Here is a 23185-nt window from a genome sequence, read left to right on the forward strand (position 1 = left end):
GGCTACTCGCTGCGGGCGGTCTCCGGGCCGGTGATGCGTTCCAGCAGCGGCAGGGTGGAGGCGATGACGCCGAGGCAGGCGGCCAGGCCGACGACGACGATCACGTAGAAGCGCGGCTCCGGCGCGACGAGCGTGTAGCCCATCTGCGCCCGCAGGAACAGGTGCGCGGCGAGCAGGCCCATCCCGATGGCGACGGCGGCGACGGCGAGCATCGGTACGGCGCTCTCCAACGCGACCACCCGGCGCAGGACCCGCACCGGAGCCCCGGTGAGGCGCAGCAGGCTGAACGGGCGTCTGCGCTCGGTCAGGCCGCCGATGACGCTTACCGCCAGGCTGCACCCACCGAGCGCGAGGCTGGCGATGATGATGACGTTGGCCAGTTGCTCCCAGCCGCGCAGCGTGTTGGCGAAGTCCGACTCGAAGTCACCGGGAACATTCGGCCCGACCCAGAAGGTCGGGAAGGCGACCTCCAGCACGGTGCGGGTGCGCTCGATGGCGGCAGCGGAGCCGTCCGTGCCGACGACGATCGACACCACCGGAATCCGCTGGAGTTCCTCGAGGGTGAGCGACGCGGCGGGCCAGATCGTCGTGGGCGACGCCGACTCCCGCCAGCGGCTGAGCCCCGTCGGCACCTCGATGACGCTCGCCCCCTCGGCGCACCTGCCGTACGCGCTCGGCAGGTCGGCGCACGCGATCACTCCGGTCTCGCCGCCGTTCATGAGGTTCGGGTTCTCCCGGATGGCGGTCGCGGACCGCACACCGGTGATCGCCCGCAGGTCGGCGAAGAGCGCGTCGGGCACCGATGCCGCCTTCTCGTCGAAGACGGTGGTCACAGTGCCCGCGTCCGTCGAGCCGACCGGAGCCGGACCACGTTCGTCGACGATCGTGGTGATCACCCCGACGGCGACGCTGGTGACGAAGAGCGCGAGCATGATGCCGCTGATCGCCCGGAAGCCGCCCTTCGGGTTGTCGGCGAGGCGTCGCGCGGCGATGAGTGTGGCGGGGCGGCTGGCGTACCGGGCCATGATCCGGGCGCCGACCATCGTCAACCAGGGGCCGGCGAAGACCAGTCCGGCCATGATGAGCAGCAGGCCGGGCAAGAAGATCGCAGTCTGGCCGTCGGACGACTCGGGTCGGTAGCCGAGCGCGAATACCAGCACTGCGACGCCGAGCACCATCGGGATCAGCCGGTAGGCCCGTGGCGCGCGGGGGGTGACCCGTCGGGTGACGCCCAGCGGCGAGATCCGGACCCGGCGCAGCGAGACCTGGGCCGCCAGCGCCGCGCCGGCCGGGACGCCGAGCGCCACCAGCAGGACGTCCAGCAGACCCAGGGAGATGTCACTGGGGAAGAACGGCATGCCGGTGAACGGGATGCCCGCGAGCGGGCCCCGGAAGGCGTAGAACAGGGCGAAGCCGACGGCGGTGCCGGTGACGGCCGCTGCGGTCGCCTCCACGGCGGCGACCACCGAGATCTGCCGGGGTGTCGCACCGACCAGGCGCATCGCGGCGAAGCGCTGCTCCCGGCGGGCGGCGCTGAGCCGGGTGGCGGTGCCGATGAAGATCAGCACCGGGAAGAGCAACCCGCCGGCGATCACGCCCAGTATGAGGTTCACAGTGGACTCGGGAAGCGCCGGAACGTCCCCGACGCTGGCGACCCGCCGGGCGTTGGGCAGCTTGCCGACGCTGTCCGGGGTGCCGCCCACGACGGCGAGCAGAGTGTCCGGTGAGGTCAGACCGGCCGGTCCGACGGTGCCGAGGTCGCGCCCCGGGTAGCGGTCGGCCAGGTGGTCGGCCGGGTACGCCGCGAACAGTTCCCGTAGCGCGGGCGAGGCGTAGAACTCTCCGGGGCCCGGATTGGTCGGGATGCCGGCCGGGGTGTCCGACCTCGGCCCGCTCGCGGCGACGTCGATCCGAATGATCTGCTTGCCGTGGAAGTAGTCCTCGCGCGTCGACCACCACAGCGGGTCGGTGTCGCCGCCCGTCGAGGCGCTGGGATATATGGACGCGTAGCGGGTGAGCTGGCTGTTGACGGCGTTGACCCCGGCGAGGGTGGTCAGCAGCAGCCCACTGCCGACGGCGACTGCGGCGGCGATGACGAGTAGGCGGGTGAGCGCCTCGCGGCCACCGGCTACGGCGAGACGGAGCCCGAAGCCGATCATGATGCGATCCGCTCCGGCGCGTTGACGCGCCCGTCGCGGACCATGACCTCACGGTCGGCGTACGCGGCGATCCGGGCCTCGTGGGTGACCAGGATGACTGTGGTGCCCTGCTCGCGGGCGGCGCCGACCAGCAGGTCCATGACCTGCTCGCCGGTGAGTGAGTCCAGTGCCCCGGTCGGCTCGTCGGCGAAGAGCACCTGCGGCTCGGCGACCAGGCCGCGGGCCAGGGCGACGCGTTGCGCCTGCCCGCCGGACAGCTCACCGGAGCGGCGCTGTTCCAACCCGTCCAGGCCGAGGCGCTCGAACCAGGCGTACGCCTTGGGCAGCGCCCGCTTGCGGGGTACGCCGCTGAGCAGCAGCGGCAGCGCGACGTTCTCCACGGCGGTCAGCTCGGGCACGAGCTGACCGAACTGGAACACGAAGCCGAAGCGGTCCCGCCGCAGAGCGCTGCGTCCACTCTCGGACATGGTGTCGATCCGGGAGCCCTCGAAGAGGATCTCGCCGGAATGGGGCACGAGGATGCCGGCCAGGCAGTGCAGCAGTGTGGACTTGCCCGAGCCGCTGGGGCCCATGATGGCGAGGATCTCACCCGTGTCCACGGCGATGCCGGCCCCGCGCAGGGCGGGGGTCTGACCGAAGGAGAACTCCACGTCGCGGGCCTCGATGATGACGCTCATCGCCGCACCTCCTTGCGTAGGGCGTCCAGCCGGGCGCTGGTCATCTCGATCCACCGGAGGTCCGCCTCCAGGTGGTACAGGCCGTGGTCGGCGAGCAGCGCGTCGACCAGGTTGCCGGCCCGTTTGATCTCGGTGAGCTCGCGCATCCGCTGCAGATGCGAGCTGCGCTGCATGTCGAGGTACTCGTCGGCGGGGCGGTCGAGCATCAGCGCGAGCACGACCTTGGCGAAGAGAACCGTCTGCAGGTGCGGTTCCGGCTCGACCGGCTGGGTCAGCCACTGCTCGACCTCGGTCGCGCCGAGGTCGGTGATGATGTAGCGCTTGCGGTCGGGGCCGGAACCGGGCGCGACGTCGCTGATGACGACCTTGCCGTCCCGGGCCAGGCGGCTGAGGGTGGAGTAGACCTGGCCGAACGGCAGGGGCTTGCCGCGCCCGAAGAAGGCGTCGTAGTCGCGTTTCAGGTCGTATCCGTGGCTGGGCTCTCGTTCGAGGAGGCCGAGCAGGGTCAGTGGCACGCTCATGCCAGGAGAATACACTGAGGGTATACCTCGCGTATATACCTTCAGGGTGTTCTCGTCGGATCCCTGGTCAGGGGCACCACTGTGAGTCGGAGGTCAGCCCGTCAGGGCGCGGGCCACGGCGTAGCCGGCGGTGGCCGCGACGAGCCCGGCGGCGACACTGCCCAGCGCGTAGGCGACAGCGAGGGGCCGGTCGCCGGCCCGGGCGAGCCGCAGCGTCTCGTAGCTGAAGGTGGAGTAGGTGGTCAACGCGCCGCAGAACCCGGTGCCGAGCGCCGCCGTCACCGCCGGACCGACCGGCCACCCGACCAGCGCGCCGAGCAGCAGTGACCCGATCACGTTGACGGTGAACGTGCCCCACGGGAACGCCGAGCCGTGCCGGGACTGCACGGCCCGGTCGGTGAGGTAGCGCAGCGGTGCGCCGACGGCCGCGCCCAGGGCGATGAGCAGCACCGTCACCGGGCGGCCCGCCGTCGCAGCAGCGCGGCGGTGCCGGCGTCACCCGACCCGACCGCGACGAGCGCCCCGAGCAGCGTCGCGGCCAGGTACGCCACAGCGGTGCCCGGGGCGCCCGCGACAAGCGCCTGCTGGACGTCCACCGCGTACGTGGAGAAGGTGGTGAAGCCGCCCAGCACCCCGACCCCGAGGAACGGTCGGGCCAGGGGGTGTCCACCGCCGACGTGCGCGAGTGTCGCCATCAGTACGCCGATCAGCAGGCAGCCGGAGAGGTTGACGCCGAACGTCGCCCACGGGAACCCGGTAGGCGCGTGCGGTGCGAGGTGCTGAAGGCCGGCCCGGGCCAGCGCGCCGAGCACCCCGCCGGCCGCGATGGTGCCGAGAACCGTCGCGGGGCGGACGGTCAGCTCTCTCCGGTCGGCGGGGACGCGAAGGTCGACGTCGGGGTCGGTGCGCGGGTCTGGCGGCTCTGACACGGGTCCTCAGCGTAGTGCGGCCACGGCGGCGTCCGGGCCGCCGCGCCACAGCGTGCCCACCTCGCGGTATCCGGCGTCGGTGAGCGCGGCGAGGTGCCAGGAGGCCGGCGGGTTCCACTCCGGGCTGTGCCCGGTCGGGTAGATGGCGTGCCGGCGGGCCACCAGGGGGGCGAGCGCCGGGTCGGCGCCGGCCCGCTCCCACCACTGCGACCAGGACAGCACCGATCCGGCGGCGTACCGGGCGTCGCGCCGCTCACGTGCCCGGTCCATGAGTCGTTTGGTCAGCTCCGGCAGGGTGTCCTCGGGCATGTGGTCGGCGTTGACGAAGACCCCGCCCGGTCGCAGCACGTCGCGCAGTTCGGAGTAGAGCGTGCCGAGCCGCTCGGCGGGCAGCCAGTGCAGGGCGGTGGCGGTGAGGACGGCGTCGTACCCGTCATGGGGGAGTGCGGCACGCCACTCGGGGGTGCCGAGATCGGCGGTGACGATTGTGGCGCGGTCGCCCAGCGAGGCCCCGGCGATGGCGAGCAGCGCCGGGTCGAGGTCCACGAGGGTCACCTCGGCGCCGGGGAAGCGTGCAAGCGTCCGCAGCGAGATGCTGCCGGTGCCGCCGGCCAGGTCGAGCAGGCGCGGTGGCCGCCCGTCGAGGACGGCGTCGACGGCGTCGAGCATCGTGGCGAGGCGGTGTTCCCGGTCCGGTAGGTAGGCCTCCTGCTGGCGGTCCCAGCTCTCCTGCCACGCCGACGCATCCGTGATGTAAGGAGTCATGGTGCTGAGGCTAGTTACTCCAGCGCCTCGGGTCCAGACCTTGTTGCACATCTTTTGCAATTGCGAGAGGATGGCCGGGCGATGATCAGAGCGACGCCGGATCGGGCACCACGCCCGGTCCGGCGCCCCTCACCCGCACGCGCCCACCGCCCGTCGACGCGGCGTCCACTGACCGCCCCACGCGACGGCGGCGTACGGTACCCGCAGCCCCAACGGGACCGTCGCGCCAAGGGAGACAGGCGATGCAGGACCGCACCCCTCGTCCCGACGAGCTGGAGCCGGTCGAGCGCGCTGGCATCGACGAGCTGCGTGCCCTGCAACGGGAGCGGCTGCGCTGGTCGCTGCGGCACGCGTACGACAACGTGCCGCACTACCGCCGGGCGTTCGACGCGGCCGGGGTGCACCCCGACGACTGCCACGACCTCGACGACCTGGCCCGCTTCCCGTTCACCGGCAAGGCCGAGCTGCGCGACAACTACCCGTTCGGCATGTTCGCCGTACCCCGGGAGCGGATCGCCCGACTGCACGCCTCCTCCGGCACCACCGGCCGGCCGACGGTGGTGGGCTACACCCGCGACGACCTGCGCACCTGGGCCCGACTGATGGCCCGGTCCATCCGGGCCTCGGGCGGCCGACCGGGCGACCGGGTGCACGTCGCGTACGGCTACGGGCTCTTCACCGGCGGCCTGGGCGCGCACTACGGCGCCGAGGAACTGGGCTGCACCGTCATCCCGGTCTCCGGCGGCATGACCGAACGCCAGGTGATGCTGATCCGCGACTTCGAACCCGAGGTCATCATGGTCACACCCAGTTACATGCTCGCCATCGTCGACGAGATGCAGCGCCAGGGCGTCGACCCGCGCGCCACCTCGCTGCGGGTGGGCATCTTCGGAGCTGAGCCGTGGACCGAGGACATGCGCCACGAGATGGAACAGCGCCTGGACATCCACGCCGTCGACATCTACGGGCTCTCCGAGGTGATGGGCCCGGGCGTGGCCACCGAGTGCGTCGAGACCAAGGACGGGCTGCACGTCTGGGAGGACCACTTCTATCCGGAGATCATCGACCCGGTCACCGGGGCGGTGCTGCCCGACGGTGAGCGGGGCGAGCTGGTGATCACGTCCCTGACCAAGGAGGCGATGCCAGTCGTGCGCTACCGCACCCGCGATCTGACCCGGCTGCTGCCCGGCACCGCCCGCCCGATGCGCCGGATCGAGAAGATCACCGGTCGGACGGACGACATGATGATCGTGCGCGGGGTGAACGTCTTCCCCACCCAGATCGAGGAGCTGATCCTGCGGACCCCGCAGCTGTCACCGCACTTTCAGTGCGTCCTGGACCGGCAGGGCCGGCTGGACACCCTCACCGTACGGGTCGAGCGGCGGGCCGGTGTCGCCGTGGACGCCGCCGAGCGGGCCGGCGCGACGCTCGTCGAGCTGGTGAAGAACACGGTCGGCGTGAGCGTCGCGGTGCAGGTGCTCGCACCGGACGCGGTGGAGCGGTCGATGGGCAAGATGCGCCGCATCGTCGACCAGCGCCGGGCCGGCTGAAGGCGCCGAGGGGCAGCCGGCGTCGCCGCCGTCGACATAGGATCCGCCTCATGCGCGTGCTGGTGGTCTCCGCGCCACTCGTCGGCCATGCCTTCCCGCTGGTGCCGCTCGCGGTCGCGCTGCGCGACGCCGGCCACGACGTGCTGCTGGCCACCGGCGGCGGTGCGCTGGCCGCCGCCGACGCCGGTCTGCCGGTGCACGACGTCGCGCCGGGCTTCGACTTCGGCCGGATCGCGCTGCGGGTCCTTCCCCGCCACCCGCTTGTCGCGCGCGCCGAGCTGGCCGGCACCGCCGGCACCCGGGGCGCGGGCCTGCTGTTCGGCGCGCTCAACGACCAGCTCACCGATCCGGTCGTCGCGCTCGCCGACAGGTGGCGCCCGGATCTGGTGCTGCACGAGCCGTTCGCGGTCGCCGGCGCGGTGGCCGCCGCGCGGCTCGACGTGCCGGCCGTCCGCCAGGAGAACTCCCTCTTCGACGGCCGGGAACTGGTCCGCGCCACAGGCGCCCGCCTCGGTGCCACGCTGCGCCGGCACGGCCTGACCGAACTGCCGCCACCCGCCGCCGCCCTCGCCGTGGCCCCGCCCAGCGTGGCCGTGCAGGACGGGTGGCCGATGCGGTACGCCTCGTACGTCGGCGGCGGCGAGCTGCCGTCCTGGCTGCGCGAGCCGGGTGAACGGCACCGCGTCCTGGTCACCCGCAGCACCCTGACCGGCCCCGGCGACAGGGGTCCGATGCCCGCCGTGGTGGCCGCCGCCGCCCAGGTGGACGCCGAGTTCGTGCTGGTCCGCCCGGACGGGCGCTCGGCGCGTTCGCTGCCCGACAACGTACGGGTGGTCGACTGGATTCCCCTGGACGAGGCGTTGCCGGCAAGCGCGGCGCTGGTCCACCACGGCGGCGCGGGCAGCGCCCTGGGCGCCCTCGCCGCCGGTCTGCCCCAGCTGGCCACCGTGGGCCCGGGGGACCGGCGGCACAACGCCGAACTGGTGGCCCGCCGGGGCGCCGGCCTGGCGCTGCGCTCCCGGGACATCACCGCGGAGGTGCTGACCCGGCTGCTCACCGACGACGGCCTGCGTGCCGCCGCCGGGCAGGTCAGCCGGGAGATCGCCGCCATGCCGGCACCCGCCGACCTCGTCCCGCGGCTGGCCGCGCTGGTCTGAGATCCGTCCCGCGTGGCCACACCTGACCGGCGCCCGGCTGCGGCAGGATGACCGGATGCGACACGTCGTGCTGTTCCACTCCGTGTACGGGCTGCGCCCCGCCGTGCGCGCCGCCGCCGACCGGTTGCGCGCCGCCGGGCACCGGGTCACCACCCCCGACCTGTACGGCGTCGCGGCCGCCGACACCGTCGAGGAGGGCTTCGCGCTGCTCGACAAGGTCGGTCAGGAGGTGGTGCTCGACCGCGCCCGGGCGGCGCTGCGTGACCTGCCACCCGAGACGGTGCTCGCCGGCTTCTCGATGGGCGCCGGGGTCGCCGGGGCGCTGCTGGCCGAGCGTCCCGACTGCGCCGGACTGCTCCTGCTGCACGGTACCGGTGGCGCACCGGACGCGGTACGTGCCGGACTGCCGGTGCAGCTGCACCTCGCCGACCCGGACCCGTACGACGCGCCGGACGAGGTCGACGAGTGGGAACAGGCGATGACCGGCGCCGGCGCCGACCTGACGGTGTTCCGCTATCCCGGCGCGGGGCACCTGTTCACCGACCCGGACCTGGCCGAGTACGCCCCGGACGCGTCCGCCGCGTTGTGGCCGCGTGTGTCGGCTTTTCTGGCCGCGCACTGACCGATCAGGAACGGCGAGGGTGTGCGGCGTCCCCGGTCCGATATCGTTGCCGCACGACCAAGATCCTCTGAACGGGTGTGGCCATGACGACGACGGCCTTCGACGACCACGAGCGGTCCCGCTGGGCCGGGCGCGCGGCGGCGTACGACGCCAGCCTCGCCGCGCTCTGCGCCCATCCCGCGCCGTCGTTGCTTGATGCCGCCGCCGTCGGTGCGGGCGTGCGGGTGCTCGACGCCGGCACCGGCTCCGGGACCGTGGCCGGGTTGGCCCGTGCACGGGGCGCCGGCGTCGTCGCCGTCGACGCCGAGCCCAGCATGGTGGCGCTGGCCCGTTTGCGGGTCCCGTCCGCCGACGGGGTCTGCGTCGCGGCTCTGCCCCATCTCCCGTTCTCCACCGGGTCCTTCGATGCGGCCGTGTCGAACTTCGTGCTCAACCACGTGGGTGATCCGCTGGCCACGGTCAACGCGCTCGCCCGTGTCGTTCGTCCATCCGGCCGGATCGCGGTGACGATCTGGCCGTACCCTCCGCGCCGGGCGCAGGGTCTGTGGCTGGACGTCTTCGACGCCGCCGGGGTCGAGCGCCCGACCGCGCCGCCCGGCGTGGACGCGGACCGGGACTTTCCGCGTACTGCCGAAGGGTTGGCGGGCCTGCTCGACGCCGCCGGGCTCACCGACGTGCGGTGCGAGACGATCAGCTGGGTGCACCGCACGCACCCTGAGGTGTGGTGGAGCGGCCCCGCCAACGGCATCAGCAGGCCGGGTCTGGTGATGGAGACCCAGCCGCCCGAGATGGTCGTCCGCATCCGTGCCGCGTACGACGAGCTGACCGCCGCCTACCGCGACGCGGACGGCCTGCTCGCGCTGCCCACCGCCGCGCTGCTGGCCTCGGCGTCCGTGCCGTAGGGCGACCGGCCAGGGCCCCGGCCGTCCTGGCCGTGCGGCACCGCGTCGAGAATGCGGGCCATGGACTTTCTGTGCTACCACCGTGACCGGCCCGGCTCGGCGACACTGCGGGACGAGCTGTGCGAAGAGCACTGGTCCTACATGGACCGGTACGCGGAGACGATGATCGCCCGTGGCCCGACCTTCGTCGGCGACACGCCCACCGGCAGCGTGCACATCGTCGGCGTGACCGATCCGGCCACCGCTCGGGCGTTCGCCTTCGACGAGCCGAACTACCAGGCCGGCGTGTACCGGGATGTGCTGCTGCGCCGGTGGCACAACGCGCTCGGTCGCGCGATGTGGGACTTCCCCGGAGGCCGGACCGGCGGCGACCGGTACCTGGTGCTCGGCCTCGGCCGGGGGGAGCCCGCCGACCTGGCCGTGCCGCCCAACTCGGACGACCTGATCGCGTACGGGCCGCTGGTGTCCGACGACGCGGCCACGTGGCTCGGCACCGCCGCACTGGTCCGGGCGTCGGACGCGGGTGCGGCGCGCGCCATCCTGACCCGGGATCGGTACGCCGACATCGAGGTGCACAACTGGCAGTTCGGCGGGCGGCCGTCCTGACCCGCTGCGGGAGGATCTCGCGCACCTCGTGCATTGAACGGCGTACTGTATCGGCGCCGCGCCCGACCGCCCACGTGTCCTCAGGCGGCCAGACCGTCTGGTCGGCGAATCAACGGCGGACGGGGCAGGGTGGCGGGCGGCCCGGACGAGTGGGCTGGCGTGGCGCCGGCCGTCGGGACGGCTCGCAGACGACGGGCGGCCGGCGGACGGCTGATCCCGGGAGTCGGCGTGGCTGCCCGGGTGAGCACCGTCGGGGCCGCGATGCGTTGGCGCAGCGACAGGGGTTCACCCTCCTGCACCTGGGCGGCGGTGGCACGAACGGCGCCTGTGGGATCCTCGCGCCGCACGGAACCCTGGCGGACCGGTTCCGGGTGCGGGGCGTCGACAGCCCGGCCGGCGAAGAGGGCCCGCAGCGCACGGGGCAACCGCTCGGCGGCGACCTGGCGCAGCGCGGGCGCGGCGAACACGTACCCGCCGGTGCGGTGGGGAAGCAGCAGCCCGGCGACGGCCAGGGCGCGCAGCGCCGACGCGGATCGGCCGGGCGCCCAGCCCAGCACCCGGTCCAGCGTCGCCGCGGAGACTCTGCCGCCCACTGTCGCGGCGGCCATCAGCGCCGCACGCCGCTCGCCGTCGAGGCGGTCCACCTCCGCGCCGACGGCCCGGCGTACCGGCTCGGGCAGCGCCACCGGGTCGGCACCCGCGACGACCGACGCCACGTACGCGGCGGCGTGCCCGGGTCGGCCGCCCACCAGCGGCAGCAGCCGGTCGACAAGGGCCACCGGCTGCCCGGCCCGGGCCAACAGGTGGCGCAGCAGCCGCCCGGACTGCACCGCCGCGAGGGGCCGGATCGACATCCGCCGGGCGTGCCCGGGTCGGGTGTCGGCCCACTGCGGCTGGTGCACGGTGAGCACGGCCACCGGCAACCTGCGCGTCGTGGCGGCGGTGAACAGCGCGTGCAGGAATCGGCTCACCTCTGGCGCGGCCCGGTCCACGTCGTCCACGGCGACGACGAGCGGTCGGACGGCGGCCAGGCGCAGCAGGACGTCGCGGCAGACCGCCGCGCCGGCGAGCGCCTCCGGCGATCCGTCCGGGGTGGCCAGCAACCGCCGCAACGCCGGAACCACCTCGGCGACCCCGGTCGGCCCGAGCAGCGGCGTCAGCGCGGCGACCAGCCGGTCGCCCACGAGCGCCGGGCCGTCGCCGTGGCGGATCCCGACGAGGCCGCGCAGCAGCTCCGCCACCGGCGCCAGGACCTGATCGGGGTACGGCGGGCAACTCACCACGCACCAGCGCACCGCGCGACCGTCCACCGTGTGCAGTGCGCGGGTCAGCTCGTGCAGCAGCCGGCTGCGGCCACTGCCGGTGGGGCCGACCAGGGAGACCCACTGCGGCTGGTGTTCGCGGATCGCCCGGGTCACCCGGTCGGTGATGGCGGCCAGCTCACGGCGGCGGCCGATCAGCGGGCCGTCGTGCCTGTCGGTGCCCGGACGGACCGGCCCGACGGCGTGCCAGACCGGCATCGGCGGCACCCGGCCGGCGACAGGCACCGGCGCCAGTTGACGCTGGGCGATCAGCCCGGCGGTGGCCCGGGCGGTGGCCGCACAGAGCGCCACGGCGCCGGGCGGGGCGTACTCCTGGAGGCGGGCCGCGGTGGTGATCACCGCGCCGCTGGCCACGCCGTGGCCGCCGCTGACGGCACCACCCAGGTCGACGACGACCTCGCCGGTGGCCACGCCGACGCGTACGCGCAGCCGGACGTCCCCGACCATCGGCCGGCGGTCGAGCGCCGCCTGGATCTCCAGTCCGGCCCGCACCGCCCGGTACGCGTCGAAGCCGTCGGAGTGCCGGGCGCCGAACAGTGCCATCACCGCGTCGCCTACGTACTTCTCGACGACGCCGTGCCAGCGGTGCAGGACGGCGGCGACGGTGTCGAAGTAGGCCCGTTGCAGCTCCCGCACGTCCTCCGGGTCCAGTCGGTCCACCAGAGCGGTGGAGCCGACGATGTCGGCGAAGAGGACGGTTACCGTCCGTCTCTCCTGCGGTACCGGCCAGTGTGTGTCCGGGGCCCGCCGGGCGTCGATGATGGTGCTGGTCATGGTTTACGCACCGGCCTTTCCCCGCTGGTGGTTGACGACCATCGGAGATTGGCACCCCTGGGCCGACAGGGGATCGGCAGAACGACGTATGTCGGCCTCTCGCAACCTTTAGTCGCAATGTCGACGCGAGGAGTACCACAAGCGGCAGATGGCCGTAGAACGGTACGGGGGCGTGTGATTAGGCTGCGTGCCATGGCCAGCGATGTGGACACCGCACCGCTCGTGGGTCGGGCCGAGCTGGTGCAGACGGTTCGGTCCGCGCTGCTCGGTGACGTCGCGCACGGGCAGACCGCCGCCGTCTTCCTGACCGGCGAGAGTGGTGTGGGCAAGACCCGGCTGCTCGGCGAGATCGGCGACCGGCTGCGTGACCAGGGCGCCCTGGTGCTGACCGGCAGTTGCCTGGACATCGGCGACGCCTCACCGCTGCACCCGTTGCTGCAGGCGTTGCGCCGCTTCGACGCGGACCTGTCGGCCGCGCAGGCCCGCACCTCCTCGGCGGTGCGGGGCCTGCTGCAGATGTTCGCCGACGAGACCGCCGGCCCGGACGGCGCGGGCGCGCTGCTGGAGCGGGTCTCCCGAGGGCTGCACCTGATCGCCGAGGGCCGGCCGCTGGTGCTGATCCTCGACGACCTCCAGTGGGTCGACCGCAGCACCCGCCAACTGCTGCTCTACCTGCTCGCCGGCCTCGGCGACCTTCAGCTGTCGGTGCTGGCCGCGGTACGCGCCGAGTCGTTGCAGGGCGCGCATCCGCTGCGCCGGGTCCTCACCGAGCTGCGTCGGCTGCGAACGGTGCGGGTGCTCGACCTGGCCCCGCTGGACCGCGCCGGCACCGAGGAACTCGCCGCGGCGGTGGTCGGCCGGGCGCTGCCGGCGGAGGCCGCCGAGCAGGTGTGGCAGCGCAGTGGCGGCAACCCGTTCGTCATCGAGGAGTTGGCCCGTGACCTGCGCGACGGTCGGGTAGGGCTGTCCGAGACCCTGCGGGAGATCTTCCTCGACCGGGTCGACGCTCTTCCCCAGCACGCGCACGCGGTGGTGCACGCGGTGGCCGCCGGGGTCGAGCCGGTGCAGCACTGGCTGCTGGCCGAGGTGTTGCGGCTGCCGGAGGAGGAGCTGATCGATGCGGCCCGGGCGGCCGTGGCGCACCGGTTGCTGGTCGGCGCCGACGACGGCTACCGGCTGCGGCACCGTCTCGTCGCCGAGGTGCTGGCGCACGAGCTGCTGCCTGCCGAGCGTTCCGGGCTGCACCGCCGGTACGCCGAGGCGTTGACCGCCGCGCCGGGCGAGCTGCACCAGGCCCGGTTGGCGCACCACTGGCGGCTGGCCGGTGAGCCGGCGCGGGCGCTGCCGGCTGCGGTGGCCGCCGCGCAGGAGGCCGAGCGGCTGCACGGTTACGCCGAGGCGCACCGCCACTGGTCGGTGGCGTTGCAGCTGGCCGGCGACTCCGGCTCGCTCGACGTGGACCGGGTCGAGCTGCTCGGCAACGCCGCCGAGGCGGCCCACCACTGTGGGGAGCACGCCCGGGCGCTGACCCTGCTGGAGGAGCTGGCCGAGGTGCAGGGCGGTGCGCCGACCTGCGCGTTGCACATCCGTCGGGCCCGCTACCTGGCCGCCGCCGGGCGGTCGGCGCTGGCCGAGGAGGAGTACCAGCGGGCGCTGGAGGCGGCGGACTGCTCTCCCCGCGACCGGGCCACCGCCGCCGCCCGCCTGGCCGAGCTGCTGCTGTACCTGGGCCGCTACGCCGACGCCGGTCGACGGGCCCGGGAGGCGTTGGCGCTGGCCGCCGACGCCGAGGACTCCGCCACCGAGGTGGTGCTTGCCAGCTCCGCGCTGGGCTTCAGCGACGCCTACCTGGAGGACCCGGACGCCGGGCTGGCGGTGATGCGCGACGCCCTCGACACCGCCGAGCGCGCCGGTCAGCCCGAGGACGTGGCCTGCGCGTACCTGCACCTCGCGGAGCTGTTGACCGGGCCGCTGAACGTCCTCGAGGAGGGCGTCGTGGTGGCCCGGCGCGGCGCCGAGCGGGTGGCCGAGCTGGGACTGGGCCGCACCTGGGGGACCCGGCTGCTCGCCATCGCCATCAACGGCCTGTTCCGGGTGGGCCAGTGGGCCGAGGCGGAGAAGGTGGTGGCCGTCGCGCTGCGGCACCGACCGTCCGGTGCGGACGCCGTCGAGCTGCTGCTGGCCCGGTGCCGGCTCTCGGTGGGGTACGGCGACATCGACGCCGCCAGCCGGGACCTCGACGCGGTGGCGACGCTGCTCGCGGGTGGCGGGGCGCGGCACGTCATCCCGTTGCTCACCCTGCGCTCCGGGCTGGCCATGTGGGAGGGCCGGCACGACGTGGCACGGCAGGCGGTGCAGCGTGGCCTGACCGAGAGCCGCTCGGACGACGTGACGATCCTGTCCGCCCTGGTGTGGCACGGTCTGCGGGCCGAGGCCGAGGCGCACGCCAGCCGTACCGTGGCGGTGGACCCGACGGCGGTACGTCGACTGCGGGACGTGGCCGAGCGGGTGGCCCGCAAGAGCACGTCCGCAGCCGGTCCCGTGCGGTCGGTGGTGGACGGGTTCCTGGCGTTGTGCGCCGCCGAGGTGAGCCGCCTGGACGGCAGCGATCCGGAGTTGTGGGCGGCCTCGGTCGCCGAGTGGGACAGGCGTAACCACCCCTACCCGGCGGCGTACTCGCGGCTGCGTCAGGCCGAGGCGCTGCTGGCCCGGCGCAGCCGGGTGGCCACCGCGGGCAAGCTGCTGCGTGCCGCGTACCAGGTCGCGCAGGGGTTGGGCGCGGTGCCGTTGACCTCGGAGATCCGGGAGCTGGCCGGGCGGGCGCGGGTGTCGCTGGAAGAGCGCGAGCAGACCGACACCGCCCGGGGCGCCGGGGCGGGCGAGGCGGCCGACGACGAGCTGGCCACGCTCACCGCCCGCGAGCGCGAGGTGCTCGCCCTGGTCGCCGAGGGGCTCACCAACCGGGAGATCGGCCAGCGGCTGTTCATCAGCGAGCGGACCATCGGCGTGCACGTGTCGCACATCTTCGACAAGTTGCAGGTCCGCACCCGCGTGCAGGCCAGCGCGATCCACCTGCGCAACAGGCGCGGCTGACCGGCCCCCGTCGGGCGATCACCGGCCGCGTGCGCGCCGGGATACGTCGTTCTACTGATCCGGTGCTCGGTGTCGGCTGAGAGGCTGAGCCCCGTCGACGGCGGCACGGGGGTGTCGCGGACCACCATGGAGGAGAGATGACCGAACCGGTCTGGGGGCCCGTGCACCGGGACATCGTCGACCTGCTCGCCGACCATCCCGCGGACGTGCCTGCCGTGGTCGATCACCTCACCAAACTCCAGGACCTGCTGGTGCGGCTGCCTCCGCTGGAGGAGAGCTGCCCCCTCGCCGACTTCAACAAGCTCTACCTGACCATCACCAGCAGCGTGCTGGACGGCCTGTACGACGACCGCTTCGTCGACCCGGCTTTCCTGTCCCGGCTGGACGTCGAGTTCGCGGCGCGGTATTTCGACGCGATGCGGATGTGGACCGACTCCAGCCCCGGCACGCCGAAGGCGTGGTCGTGCCTGTTCGAGCGGATGCGCGGACCGGACGCCCGGCCGTTGCCGTCCGCTGCGGCGGGTGTCAACGCGCACATCAACTTCGACCTGCCGTTCGCACTGGTCACCACGTTCGACCACCTGGAGTCCGAACCGGTCGACGGCAGCGACCAGCACCACGACTACCTCGAGATCAACAACATCTTCGCCGACAAGATCCCCGGCCTGCGCCGGGGCTACCTGGAGCGGTGGCAGCTGCTCATCGACATGCTCAACGGCGACATCGACGACTGGTACCAGGGGGAACTGGTCGAGTACACACGCGATGTCGCCTGGCGCAACGCGCAGAAGATCTGGCGGTGCCGGCACGATCCGGACGCCCGCGAGTGTGAGCGCACGCGGTTGGACGACAACGCCGCGGCGCTCGGCCGGCTGCTGCTCTCGCCCCTCGGGGCGTTCCTGCAGTAGCCGGGACGGGGGGCTCCCGCGCTCCGCCCCGTGGGGGGCGGCGGAGCGCGGGAGCGCGTCCCACCCCGCCGGTCCGCCCACGCGTGTGGACGGCGGGGACAGCCGGTCGGCCCGGGGGGTGTCGACCGTCTGCCGCCGTCGGCCGGCCCGGGGGGAGCCGGCCGGCGGCGGTCCGGGACGACACGGGGGTACGCCGCCGGGCCGCCCGAATGGGGGGTGTCGGCCGGCCCGTAACGGGTACGCCCGCGCCATGACCGTCCTGGCCCGGCGGCGGCCCGCCGCCCGACCCCGGCCCGCGCGGCCCGGCCCCCTGCGGCCGGGTGGCCCGGTGCCGCGACCCGCCGCCCGCCCCGGTGCGGCGTGAGCGGCCCCGAGACGCGGTTCCCGTTCCGCTTCGACCCGGTCTTCCGGCCGCTGTTGGCGGTGCTGGGCGTCCGCCCGTCGACCGCCTGGGTCGTCGTCACCGACCGGGAGCTGCTCATCAGGTACGGCCCCTGGCGGCTGCGCACCGACCGGGCCAACGTGACGGGGGTCGAGGTGAGCGGGCCCTACCGCTGGTGGCGGGCGATCGGACCGCACGTGTCGATGGTCGACAGGGGTGTGAGCTTCGGCAGCAGCACGGCCGGCGGGGCGTGCCTGCGCTTCGGCGTGCCGGTGCCGGCGCTGGCGCCCGCCGGGTGGCTCCGCCATCCGGCGGCCACGGTGACGATCACCGATCCGCCCGCCCTGGCCCGGCTGCTCGCCGGCCCGGACCCGTCCTGAGCTGGTCGTCCGCCTGCCCGGTTCGGCCGGTCGGGCCCGGGGCTACCGCCTACCGTCGGATCAGAACCTGCGAGGGTGGGACGGGCGATGTCTGACGAACACCGGGCGAGACCACGACGCTGGAACGGACGCCGCCACGCGCCGACGGGACCGGACCCGGCGCTGCGGGCGGCACGCGACCCGGCCCGCCCGCACCGGGGTGGTCGACCGGGCGTCGTGGTGCCCGAACGGGTGGCCAGCCCGGCCCGTTCCGGGCCGCCGGCCAGCCCGCTGCGCCGTTGGCTCTTCCAGCACCGGGTGCAGCCGCCCGGCCCGGAGGCGGAGGAGGGGCAGAACCGCAGGCACGCCTGGTGGCAGGTCATGTGCCTGACCGGCGTGGACTACTTCTCCACCCTGTCGTACCTGCCGGGGATCGCGGCTGTCGCGGCCGGGGCGCTGTCCCCGCTGGCGACCCTGTTGATCGTCGCGCTCACCCTGTTCGGCATGCTGCCGATGTACCGGCGGGTGGCCCAGGAGAGCCCCCACGGGCAGGGGTCGGTGGCGATGCTGGAGCGGCTGCTGCCGTTCTGGCGGGGCAAGGTCTTCGTGCTCGTCCTGCTGGGGTTCGTCGCCACGTCCTGGATCATCACGATCACCCTCTCCTCGGCCGACGCCACGGTGCACCTGCTGGAGAACCCGTACCTGCCCGACGCCCTGCACGGTCCCGCCGTCCCGGTCGTGGTCACCGTGGCGCTGCTGCTCGTCCTGGGCGGGGTGTTCCTGCTCGGCTTCCGCGAGGCCGTGGTGGTGGCCATCCCGCTTGTCGCCGTCTTCCTGCTGCTCAACGCGGTGATCGTGGTGGACGCGCTGGCCCGGATCGTTGCCGACCCACGGATCGTGTCGGACTGGACCGCCGCGCTGACCACCGGCGGCGCGGGGCCGGGCCACGTGCTGCTCACCGCCGTGCTGGCGTTTCCGCTGCTGGTGCTGGGGCTGTCCGGGTTCGAGACAGGTGTCAGCATGATGCCGCTGGTGTCGGCCGACGGGCCGGACCGGGCGGCCCGGCTGGCGGCCCGGATCCGCAACACCCGCCGGCTGCTCACCACCGCCGCGCTGGTCATGTCGGTGTACCTGATCTCGACCACGTTCGTGACGACGGCGCTCATCCCGGCCGAGGAGTTCCAGCCGGGCGGTGCGGCGAACGGCCGGGCGTTGGCCTTCCTGGCGCACACCTACCTGGGCGAGGCGTTCGGCACGGTGTACGACCTGAGCAGTGTGCTCATCCTCTGGTTCGCCGGCGCCTCGGCGATGGCCGGACTGATCAACATCGTGCCGCGCTACCTGCCGTCGTACGGGATGGCGCCGGAGTGGGCCCGTGCCGTGCGCCCGGTGGTGATCGTCTACACCCTGGTCAGCGTCGCCATCACGATCGCCTTCGGGGCCGACGTCAACGCCCAGGCCGGGGCGTACGCGACCGGAATCCTGGCCATGATGGTCTCCGGCGCGGTGGCGGTGACGATCGCCGCGGCCCGCCACGGCCAGCGCGTCGCCGCGATCGGCTTCACCGTGCTGACGCTGGTACTGCTGTACGCGCTGCTGGAGAACGTCATCGAGCAACCGGACGGCATCACGATCTCGGCGCTGTTCATCCTCGGCATCATCGCGGTCTCGCTGGTGTCCCGGGTAACCCGGACCACCGAGCTGCGCGCCGAGCGCATCGAGTTCGACGAGCCGGCCCGCCGGTTCATCACCGAGTCGCTGGCACACGACGGGCAGCTGCACCTGATCGCGAACAAGCGGCAGGGCGGCTCGGTGAAGGAGTACACGGTCAAGGAGCGGGCGCAGCGGGGAATGAACCCGGTGCCCGGCGCCGCCGACGTGCTGTTCCTGGAGATCGACGTCGTCGACCCGTCGGAGTTCAGCCAGGTGCTGCGGGTGCACGGGGTCGAGGTGGGCGGTTTCCGGGTGCTGCGGGCGAGCAGCCCGGCGGCGCCCAACGCGATAGCGGCGATCCTGCTGGCCCTGCGCGACGCCACAGGGGTCCGGCCGCACGCGCACTTCGAGTGGTCCGAGGGGAGTCCCATCGCCCACCTGCTGCGCTACCTCATCCTCGGTCGGGGGGACACCCCGCCCGTGGTGCGGGAGATCCTGCGTCGCACCGAACGGGACCCGCTGCGCCGGCCCGGCATCCACGTCGGCGGGTGAACGGCGGACGTCCCGTCTGGGGCGGTTAAAGATGAATAACAGCACTATTCACGTTCACACCTTCCTGTCCGGAATGCGGACCTATCGTGACCTTTGGTGGTCGACGGCACGTCGAGCCCCCCGCGCCCGGATCGGCGCGGTCACGTCACGCAGGAAGGCAGGCACCTTTGATGTCCACGTACCGAAGAGGGGACCCCGCGGCCCGACCCAGACGGCGGCCCCGATGGGTCCTAGCCGGCGGCCTCCTGGCCGGGAGCCTGGTCGTGGGGGCGGCCGGCGTGGCCGGCGTCGCCGCCGCCGCCGACCGTGACCTGTCCCTCCCGGGGCTGGGCCGGCTCGGCGCCGCGGCCCGGGACGACGACCGGCGAGGAGGGCCGCAGCGCGACGGCGACGACGCCGAGCGCGCCCGCCCGGACACCCCGGGGACCGGCAAACGGGGCGTGGTGTCGGTGCCCTGCGACTCGGCGAAGCTGATCGCGGCGCTTGTCGCGGCGAACGCCGAGGGCGGCGCCGAGCTGCGCCTCGCCCCCAAGTGCCGGTACGTCCTCACCGAGGCGTTCCACGAGACCGACCAGTACGACGGTGGGATCCGGGACGCGCGGGAGGCGGCCGACGCCGCGGAGACCCCCGGTGACGCCGACGCGCCCCCGCACGACCCGGCCGACGACACCGCCGGCCTGCCGGTGATCTACCAGCCCATCGTCATCGACGGTGCGGGGGCCACCATCGCCCGCGACGCCCAGGCCGCCGCGTTCCGCTTCTTCACCGTCCGCGACGGCGGTGAGCTGACCCTGCGCGACATGGAACTGCACAACGGCCGGTCGGCCATCGAGGGCGGCAGCGTGCACGTGGTGCACGGCGCGACAGCGGTGGTGGAGCGGGTCACCGTCACCCAGAGCACGTCGCTGTCCCAGGAGGGCGGCGGTGGGGGGATCTTCAACGACGGCAACATGGTGGTCACCGACTCCACGTTCGTCGGTAACAGCGCCTCCGGCGCCGCGGGCAAGGGCGGGGGCCTGCTCAACGGTGGCGTGCTGACGCTGAAGCGTTCCGAGTTCCACCACAACAGCGCCAACGCGTACGGCGGTGGGCTCGGCAACTACCGGGGCGCGGCCGACGTGGAGAGCACCAGCTTCCGGCAGAACAGCGCCGCCCAGGGTGGCGGGCTGGCCAGCTTCTCGGCGCGTACCAAGGTCTCCGACACCGAACTGCTGAACAACACCGCCCAGGTCGGCGGCGGCGCCGCGAACTCCGACGCCGTGCTGGTCATGCGCACCATGACCATCCGCGGCAACACCTCCACCGTCAACGGCGGCGGCATCTCGACGGTGAAGGGCCTGACGCCACTCGACGACAGCGTGGTCGAGGGCAACACGACCCACGGCATCGGCGGCGGCATCTACGCCGAGAAGGCGAACCTGCTGGTCCGTGGCAGCGACGTGACGGGCAACGAGGCCGTCGGCGCGACGTCCCGGGGCGGCGGCATCTACGCCGCGGCGGGCTCGGTGGCCCTGTACACCAGCAAGGTCGCCCGGAACGCGGCCACGGTGAAGCCCGGTGGCATCTTCGCCGAGCACGCCCAGGTCAAGATCGACGACGAGAGTGTGGTCGTCGAGAACGAGCCGACCAACTGCGAGGGCAGCGCGGTACCGATCGTGCACTGCTTCCGCTGAGCGTCGACCCGCGCTCTCCTCCCGAGGGCATCCATCCTGAGCGCGCGCCCGCCCGCCCGGACGACCCGTCCGGGCGGGCGGGTGTCGTGCGGGCCACCGGCCAGCCCCGATCGGGGCGGTCAGCCGTTCGCGCGCAGCCGTCCGGACAGGTCGTTCGCGAAGAAGTCCAGGAAGCCGTCCGGGTCGGGTCCGGCGTTCTGCAGCACGATGTGGTCGAAGCCGGCCTCGACGTACGACCGGACCTTGGCCAGGTGCGGCTCCGGATCCGGGCCGACGGCGAACAGCTCGCGGATGTGCTTCTCCTCCACGTGCGCGCTGGCCGCCTCGAAGTTGACCGGGTTGGGCAGCTCGCTCATCACCTTCCAGCCGGTTACCATCCACCGGCTGGTACCCAGGACGGCCTGCACCGCCTGCTGCTCGTCGGTGGCCCAGGCCAGTGGCACCTCGGCGTAACGCGGGCCCGATCCGCCGGCCCGGTGGTAGTGGTCGACGATCGACGACTCCGGCTCGGTGGCGAAGATCCCGTCGCCCAGTTGGGCGGCGAGCCGGGCCGACTCCTCGCCGCTGGCCGCCACGGCGATCACCGGCGGGGTGTCCGGCAGGTCGAAGACGCGGGCGTCCTCCAGGTGCAGGTGCCGGCCCTCGTACGACTGGTAGCCGCCCTGCCAGAGCAGTCGGATGATCTCCAGGGCCTCGCGCAGCCTCTCGTGGCGGCCCCGCACGCTGGGGAAGCCCTGGCCGACCACGTGCTCGTTGAGTCGCTCGCCGGCGCCCACCCCGAGGGTGAACCGCCCGTCGGAGATCAGCGCCATGGTCGCCGCGGCCTGCGCGATGATCGCCGGGTGGTAGCGCACGGTCGGGCAGGTGACGCCGGTGGCGAGGCGCAGGTTGCTGGTCCGGGCCGCGATCGCGCCGAGCACGCTCCAGGTGAACGAGGAGTGGCCCTGCGCGTCCAGCCAGGGGTGGTAGTGGTCGCTCATCTCGACGAAGTCGAAACCGGCCTGCTCGGCCAGGACGGCCTGTCGGATGATCTCCTGCGGGCCGAAGCCCTCCGAGGCGAGCTTGTAGCCGATCTGCATGCCGTGCCCCCGATTCCGTCCGCCGGCTGACCCGGGTCGGTTCCCGGCCGCGCCCGGGACAAACACCGACGCCAGCGGAAACCCAGCCTCCTAGGATGCCGTGCGGGTGGTGCGGTCCGCCGCAGAAGCACGCGCACCCGGGTGGGGGAGGGCGGACAGCAGACGACCCGCGCCCCGGACGGGACGCGGGTCGGGACGAGGCGTGTCCTACTTGGACGGCTCCGGCAGCTTGCAGTCGACCTTGGGGTTGGCGCCGATGTAGTTCAACGGCCCGGCCACGATGGTGACCAGGATGGTGCCAGCCTCGGCGCAGTTTGTGTCGTCGCCGCTGTAGTAGCCGCGCTGGCCGCCGGCGATGGCGCCGATCACCAGCCAGATAACGACGATGACTCCGAGTATCGAGGTGCCGCGCATCGCTGCCTCCTGAGGAATGTGGTGGAGAACTGAGGTGCAGGCGTTGTACCCAATCCGTACGAGCGGCCAAACGGTCGCCGACCGGCGCGTGCATCGGCCATCCGGGCGGCACCGGCAGCCGTCGGTACCGCCCGCGTATCAGCCACCCGCACCGGGTAGCGCGGGCCGGCTATCGGATCGACGACCCATCCGGCCGCCGCGCGGGTCACCGGACGTAGAACTGCCTCACGGCCCCGCCGAGGAGGACTCATGGACGCCCCGACACCGCACCTGTACATCGACCGCCCCGAGGACGTCGCGGTCGCGGCCCGCGCGCTCGCCGGCGGCGCGGTCGTCGCGGCGGCGTTCGCCAACTTCTACGCCATCGTCACCCGCCCGGACGCGGCCACCGTGGCCCGGGTCAACCTCGCCAAGGGGCGGCCGATCCAGCAGGTCGGCAGCATCACCACGACGATCCGTCGGATCCCGGGGATGTTCGACTGGTCGCGCATCTCGCCCCGGCTGCCGGCCGGTCGAGTGCGGGCGCTGATGGACGCGCTGTACGGCACCGGACCGTTCGGCTTCCGGGGACCGGCCGCGGACCGGCTGCCGGAGCACCTCACCCAGGTCGACAGGGGTCTGCGCACCACGCAGGTGATCGCCCCCGGAGTGACCTGCCCGTCCAATGTGTTCTTCGAGCGGGCGCTCGCCGAGACGGGCACCGACCACCTCTACATCACCTCCGCGAACCGGTCCCGGCGCATCACCGGCGCGGCCGAGGAGCCGGCGCACTGGAAGGCGTGCGCCCTCGCCGCCGACTTCGCGCACCTCGACGACCTGGTGGTGCTCGCCCACCGGGACGAGGCCGCCGCCCGCGCCGCCTACCCGGGCTACCTCACCACCTCGGTCACGCTGCTCTCCTTCCACGCGCCCGACGGTGAGCTGGAGGAGCCTCCCGTGCTCACCGTGGACCGGCACGGCTCGCTGCACCTGGACGACGTCCGCCGCGCCGCCGCGCCACTCGGCCTCCAGGTGCGCCTGGGCGGTGCCGCCGACCAGCGGTTGCGGGTCCGGGGGTACGCGGGAGCACTCGTGTAGCACCAGACGGT

General features: G+C 73.4%; 20 protein-coding genes. 11 read left to right on the forward strand and 9 right to left on the reverse strand.

All coding sequences use genetic code 11. The annotated features are described in order from the left end of the window. Nucleotides 1-2: 2 nt before the first annotated feature. The 6 genes from ACFY1S_RS17350 to ACFY1S_RS17375 form a co-directional block, all read right to left on the reverse strand. Complete coding sequence (locus ACFY1S_RS17350) at nt 3-2159, reverse strand: FtsX-like permease family protein (protein WP_387118696.1); 2157 nt, start codon at nt 2157-2159, stop codon at nt 3-5. Continuing rightward, nucleotides 2156-2836, reverse strand: coding sequence for an ABC transporter ATP-binding protein (locus ACFY1S_RS17355; RefSeq protein WP_387118699.1), 681 nt, complete (start codon nt 2834-2836; stop codon nt 2156-2158). Before ACFY1S_RS17355 ends, ACFY1S_RS17350 begins: the two co-directional genes overlap by 4 nt. After that, complete coding sequence (locus ACFY1S_RS17360; protein WP_387118702.1) at nt 2833-3357, reverse strand: PadR family transcriptional regulator; 525 nt, start codon at nt 3355-3357, stop codon at nt 2833-2835. The genes ACFY1S_RS17355 and ACFY1S_RS17360 overlap by 4 nt, the downstream gene beginning before the upstream one ends. Before the next feature lie 93 nt (nt 3358-3450). Beyond that, the gene (gene crcB / locus ACFY1S_RS17365; RefSeq protein WP_387118705.1) at nt 3451-3813 is read right to left on the reverse strand and encodes a fluoride efflux transporter CrcB; all 363 of its coding nucleotides are present in this window, start codon (nt 3811-3813) and stop codon (nt 3451-3453) included. Continuing rightward, nucleotides 3810-4286 (reverse strand): fluoride efflux transporter FluC, encoded by a 477-nt coding sequence (locus ACFY1S_RS17370; protein ID WP_387118708.1) that lies wholly within the window; start codon nt 4284-4286, stop codon nt 3810-3812. Before ACFY1S_RS17370 ends, crcB begins: the two co-directional genes overlap by 4 nt. Nucleotides 4287-4292: 6 nt before the next feature. Next, a complete protein-coding gene (locus tag ACFY1S_RS17375; RefSeq protein WP_387118711.1) occupies nt 4293-5051 on the reverse strand; it encodes a class I SAM-dependent methyltransferase in 759 nt (252 codons plus the stop codon). Between the two features lie 242 nt (nt 5052-5293). On the opposite strand from ACFY1S_RS17375, the gene paaK reads away from it, so the two are divergent. From paaK to ACFY1S_RS17400, 5 genes are all read left to right on the forward strand, one after another. Continuing rightward, nucleotides 5294-6601, forward strand: coding sequence for a phenylacetate--CoA ligase PaaK (gene paaK / locus ACFY1S_RS17380; RefSeq protein ID WP_387118714.1), 1308 nt, complete (start codon nt 5294-5296; stop codon nt 6599-6601). A 50-nt stretch (nt 6602-6651) separates the two neighbouring features. Then, nucleotides 6652-7758, forward strand: a complete 1107-nt coding sequence (locus ACFY1S_RS17385) for a nucleotide disphospho-sugar-binding domain-containing protein (RefSeq protein WP_387118717.1) — start codon at nt 6652-6654, stop codon at nt 7756-7758. A 55-nt stretch (nt 7759-7813) separates the two neighbouring features. After that, complete coding sequence (locus tag ACFY1S_RS17390) at nt 7814-8380, forward strand: dienelactone hydrolase family protein (protein ID WP_387118720.1); 567 nt, start codon at nt 7814-7816, stop codon at nt 8378-8380. Between the two features lie 83 nt (nt 8381-8463). After that, nucleotides 8464-9282, forward strand: coding sequence for a class I SAM-dependent methyltransferase (locus ACFY1S_RS17395; RefSeq protein WP_387118723.1), 819 nt, complete (start codon nt 8464-8466; stop codon nt 9280-9282). Between the two features lie 60 nt (nt 9283-9342). Next, nucleotides 9343-9888 carry a YciI family protein gene (locus tag ACFY1S_RS17400; RefSeq protein ID WP_387118726.1) on the forward strand — a complete coding sequence of 182 codons (546 nt, stop codon included), beginning with the start codon at nt 9343-9345 and terminating at the stop codon, nt 9886-9888. 80 nt (nt 9889-9968) lie between these two features. Here ACFY1S_RS17400 and ACFY1S_RS17405 read toward each other — a convergent pair whose 3' ends face one another. Continuing rightward, complete coding sequence (locus ACFY1S_RS17405; protein ID WP_387118729.1) at nt 9969-11984, reverse strand: AAA family ATPase; 2016 nt, start codon at nt 11982-11984, stop codon at nt 9969-9971. Nucleotides 11985-12176: 192 nt separating this feature from the next. Between ACFY1S_RS17405 and ACFY1S_RS17410 the strand changes: the two genes are divergently transcribed. The 5 genes from ACFY1S_RS17410 to ACFY1S_RS17430 all read left to right on the forward strand — a co-directional run bounded on the left by ACFY1S_RS17410 (nt 12177) and on the right by ACFY1S_RS17430 (nt 20604). Then, on the forward strand, nt 12177-15077 hold the full coding sequence (locus ACFY1S_RS17410; protein WP_387118732.1) for an AAA family ATPase: 2901 nt from the start codon (nt 12177-12179) through the stop codon (nt 15075-15077). A gap of 137 nt (nt 15078-15214) precedes the next feature. Continuing rightward, the gene (locus tag ACFY1S_RS17415; RefSeq protein WP_364364610.1) at nt 15215-15985 is read left to right on the forward strand and encodes a DUF5995 family protein; all 771 of its coding nucleotides are present in this window, start codon (nt 15215-15217) and stop codon (nt 15983-15985) included. 360 nt (nt 15986-16345) lie between these two features. Beyond that, nucleotides 16346-16747 (forward strand): hypothetical protein, encoded by a 402-nt coding sequence (locus ACFY1S_RS17420; protein WP_387118735.1) that lies wholly within the window; start codon nt 16346-16348, stop codon nt 16745-16747. An 87-nt stretch (nt 16748-16834) separates the two neighbouring features. Next, nucleotides 16835-18931: an amino acid transporter gene (locus ACFY1S_RS17425; RefSeq protein WP_387118738.1), complete on the forward strand. Its 2097-nt coding sequence runs from the start codon at nt 16835-16837 to the stop codon at nt 18929-18931. Between the two features lie 170 nt (nt 18932-19101). Further along, complete coding sequence (locus ACFY1S_RS17430) at nt 19102-20604, forward strand: hypothetical protein (protein WP_387118741.1); 1503 nt, start codon at nt 19102-19104, stop codon at nt 20602-20604. Between the two features lie 119 nt (nt 20605-20723). On the opposite strand, the gene ACFY1S_RS17435 is transcribed toward ACFY1S_RS17430, so the two are convergent. Beyond that, nucleotides 20724-21683: a TIGR03557 family F420-dependent LLM class oxidoreductase gene (locus ACFY1S_RS17435; RefSeq protein ID WP_387118744.1), complete on the reverse strand. Its 960-nt coding sequence runs from the start codon at nt 21681-21683 to the stop codon at nt 20724-20726. Between the two features lie 207 nt (nt 21684-21890). Continuing rightward, on the reverse strand, nt 21891-22097 hold the full coding sequence (locus ACFY1S_RS17440) for a hypothetical protein (protein ID WP_007460667.1): 207 nt from the start codon (nt 22095-22097) through the stop codon (nt 21891-21893). 249 nt (nt 22098-22346) lie between these two features. Between ACFY1S_RS17440 and ACFY1S_RS17445 the strand changes: the two genes are divergently transcribed. Next, on the forward strand, nt 22347-23174 hold the full coding sequence (locus ACFY1S_RS17445; protein ID WP_387118747.1) for a hypothetical protein: 828 nt from the start codon (nt 22347-22349) through the stop codon (nt 23172-23174). Nucleotides 23175-23185: the final 11 nt, after the last annotated feature.

The sequence above is a fragment of the Micromonospora sp. NPDC000663 genome, from assembly GCF_042898105.1.
In the GTDB taxonomy this organism is placed as follows: Bacteria; Actinomycetota; Actinomycetes; order Mycobacteriales; family Micromonosporaceae; genus Micromonospora.

Bases quoted from the DNA above. Each gene is read 5' to 3' on its own strand.
- paaK (WP_387118714.1), top strand. From the start codon at position 5,294: ATGCAGGACCGCACCCCTCGTCCCGACGAGCTGGAGCCGGTCGAGCGC.
- ACFY1S_RS17445 (WP_387118747.1), top strand. From the start codon at position 22,347: ATGGACGCCCCGACACCGCACCTGTACATCGACCGCCCCGAGGACGTC.
- ACFY1S_RS17395 (WP_387118723.1), top strand. From the start codon at position 8,464: ATGACGACGACGGCCTTCGACGACCACGAGCGGTCCCGCTGGGCCGGG.
- ACFY1S_RS17375 (WP_387118711.1), bottom strand. From the start codon at position 5,051: ATGACTCCTTACATCACGGATGCGTCGGCGTGGCAGGAGAGCTGGGAC.
- ACFY1S_RS17385 (WP_387118717.1), top strand. From the start codon at position 6,652: ATGCGCGTGCTGGTGGTCTCCGCGCCACTCGTCGGCCATGCCTTCCCG.
- ACFY1S_RS17350 (WP_387118696.1), bottom strand. From the start codon at position 2,159: ATGATCGGCTTCGGGCTCCGTCTCGCCGTAGCCGGTGGCCGCGAGGCG.
- ACFY1S_RS17435 (WP_387118744.1), bottom strand. From the start codon at position 21,683: ATGCAGATCGGCTACAAGCTCGCCTCGGAGGGCTTCGGCCCGCAGGAG.
- ACFY1S_RS17425 (WP_387118738.1), top strand. From the start codon at position 16,835: ATGTCTGACGAACACCGGGCGAGACCACGACGCTGGAACGGACGCCGC.
- ACFY1S_RS17430 (WP_387118741.1), top strand. From the start codon at position 19,102: ATGTCCACGTACCGAAGAGGGGACCCCGCGGCCCGACCCAGACGGCGG.
- ACFY1S_RS17410 (WP_387118732.1), top strand. From the start codon at position 12,177: ATGGCCAGCGATGTGGACACCGCACCGCTCGTGGGTCGGGCCGAGCTG.
- ACFY1S_RS17440 (WP_007460667.1), bottom strand. From the start codon at position 22,097: ATGCGCGGCACCTCGATACTCGGAGTCATCGTCGTTATCTGGCTGGTG.
- ACFY1S_RS17405 (WP_387118729.1), bottom strand. From the start codon at position 11,984: ATGACCAGCACCATCATCGACGCCCGGCGGGCCCCGGACACACACTGG.
- ACFY1S_RS17390 (WP_387118720.1), top strand. From the start codon at position 7,814: ATGCGACACGTCGTGCTGTTCCACTCCGTGTACGGGCTGCGCCCCGCC.
- ACFY1S_RS17400 (WP_387118726.1), top strand. From the start codon at position 9,343: ATGGACTTTCTGTGCTACCACCGTGACCGGCCCGGCTCGGCGACACTG.
- ACFY1S_RS17415 (WP_364364610.1), top strand. From the start codon at position 15,215: ATGACCGAACCGGTCTGGGGGCCCGTGCACCGGGACATCGTCGACCTG.
- ACFY1S_RS17360 (WP_387118702.1), bottom strand. From the start codon at position 3,357: ATGAGCGTGCCACTGACCCTGCTCGGCCTCCTCGAACGAGAGCCCAGC.
- ACFY1S_RS17355 (WP_387118699.1), bottom strand. From the start codon at position 2,836: ATGAGCGTCATCATCGAGGCCCGCGACGTGGAGTTCTCCTTCGGTCAG.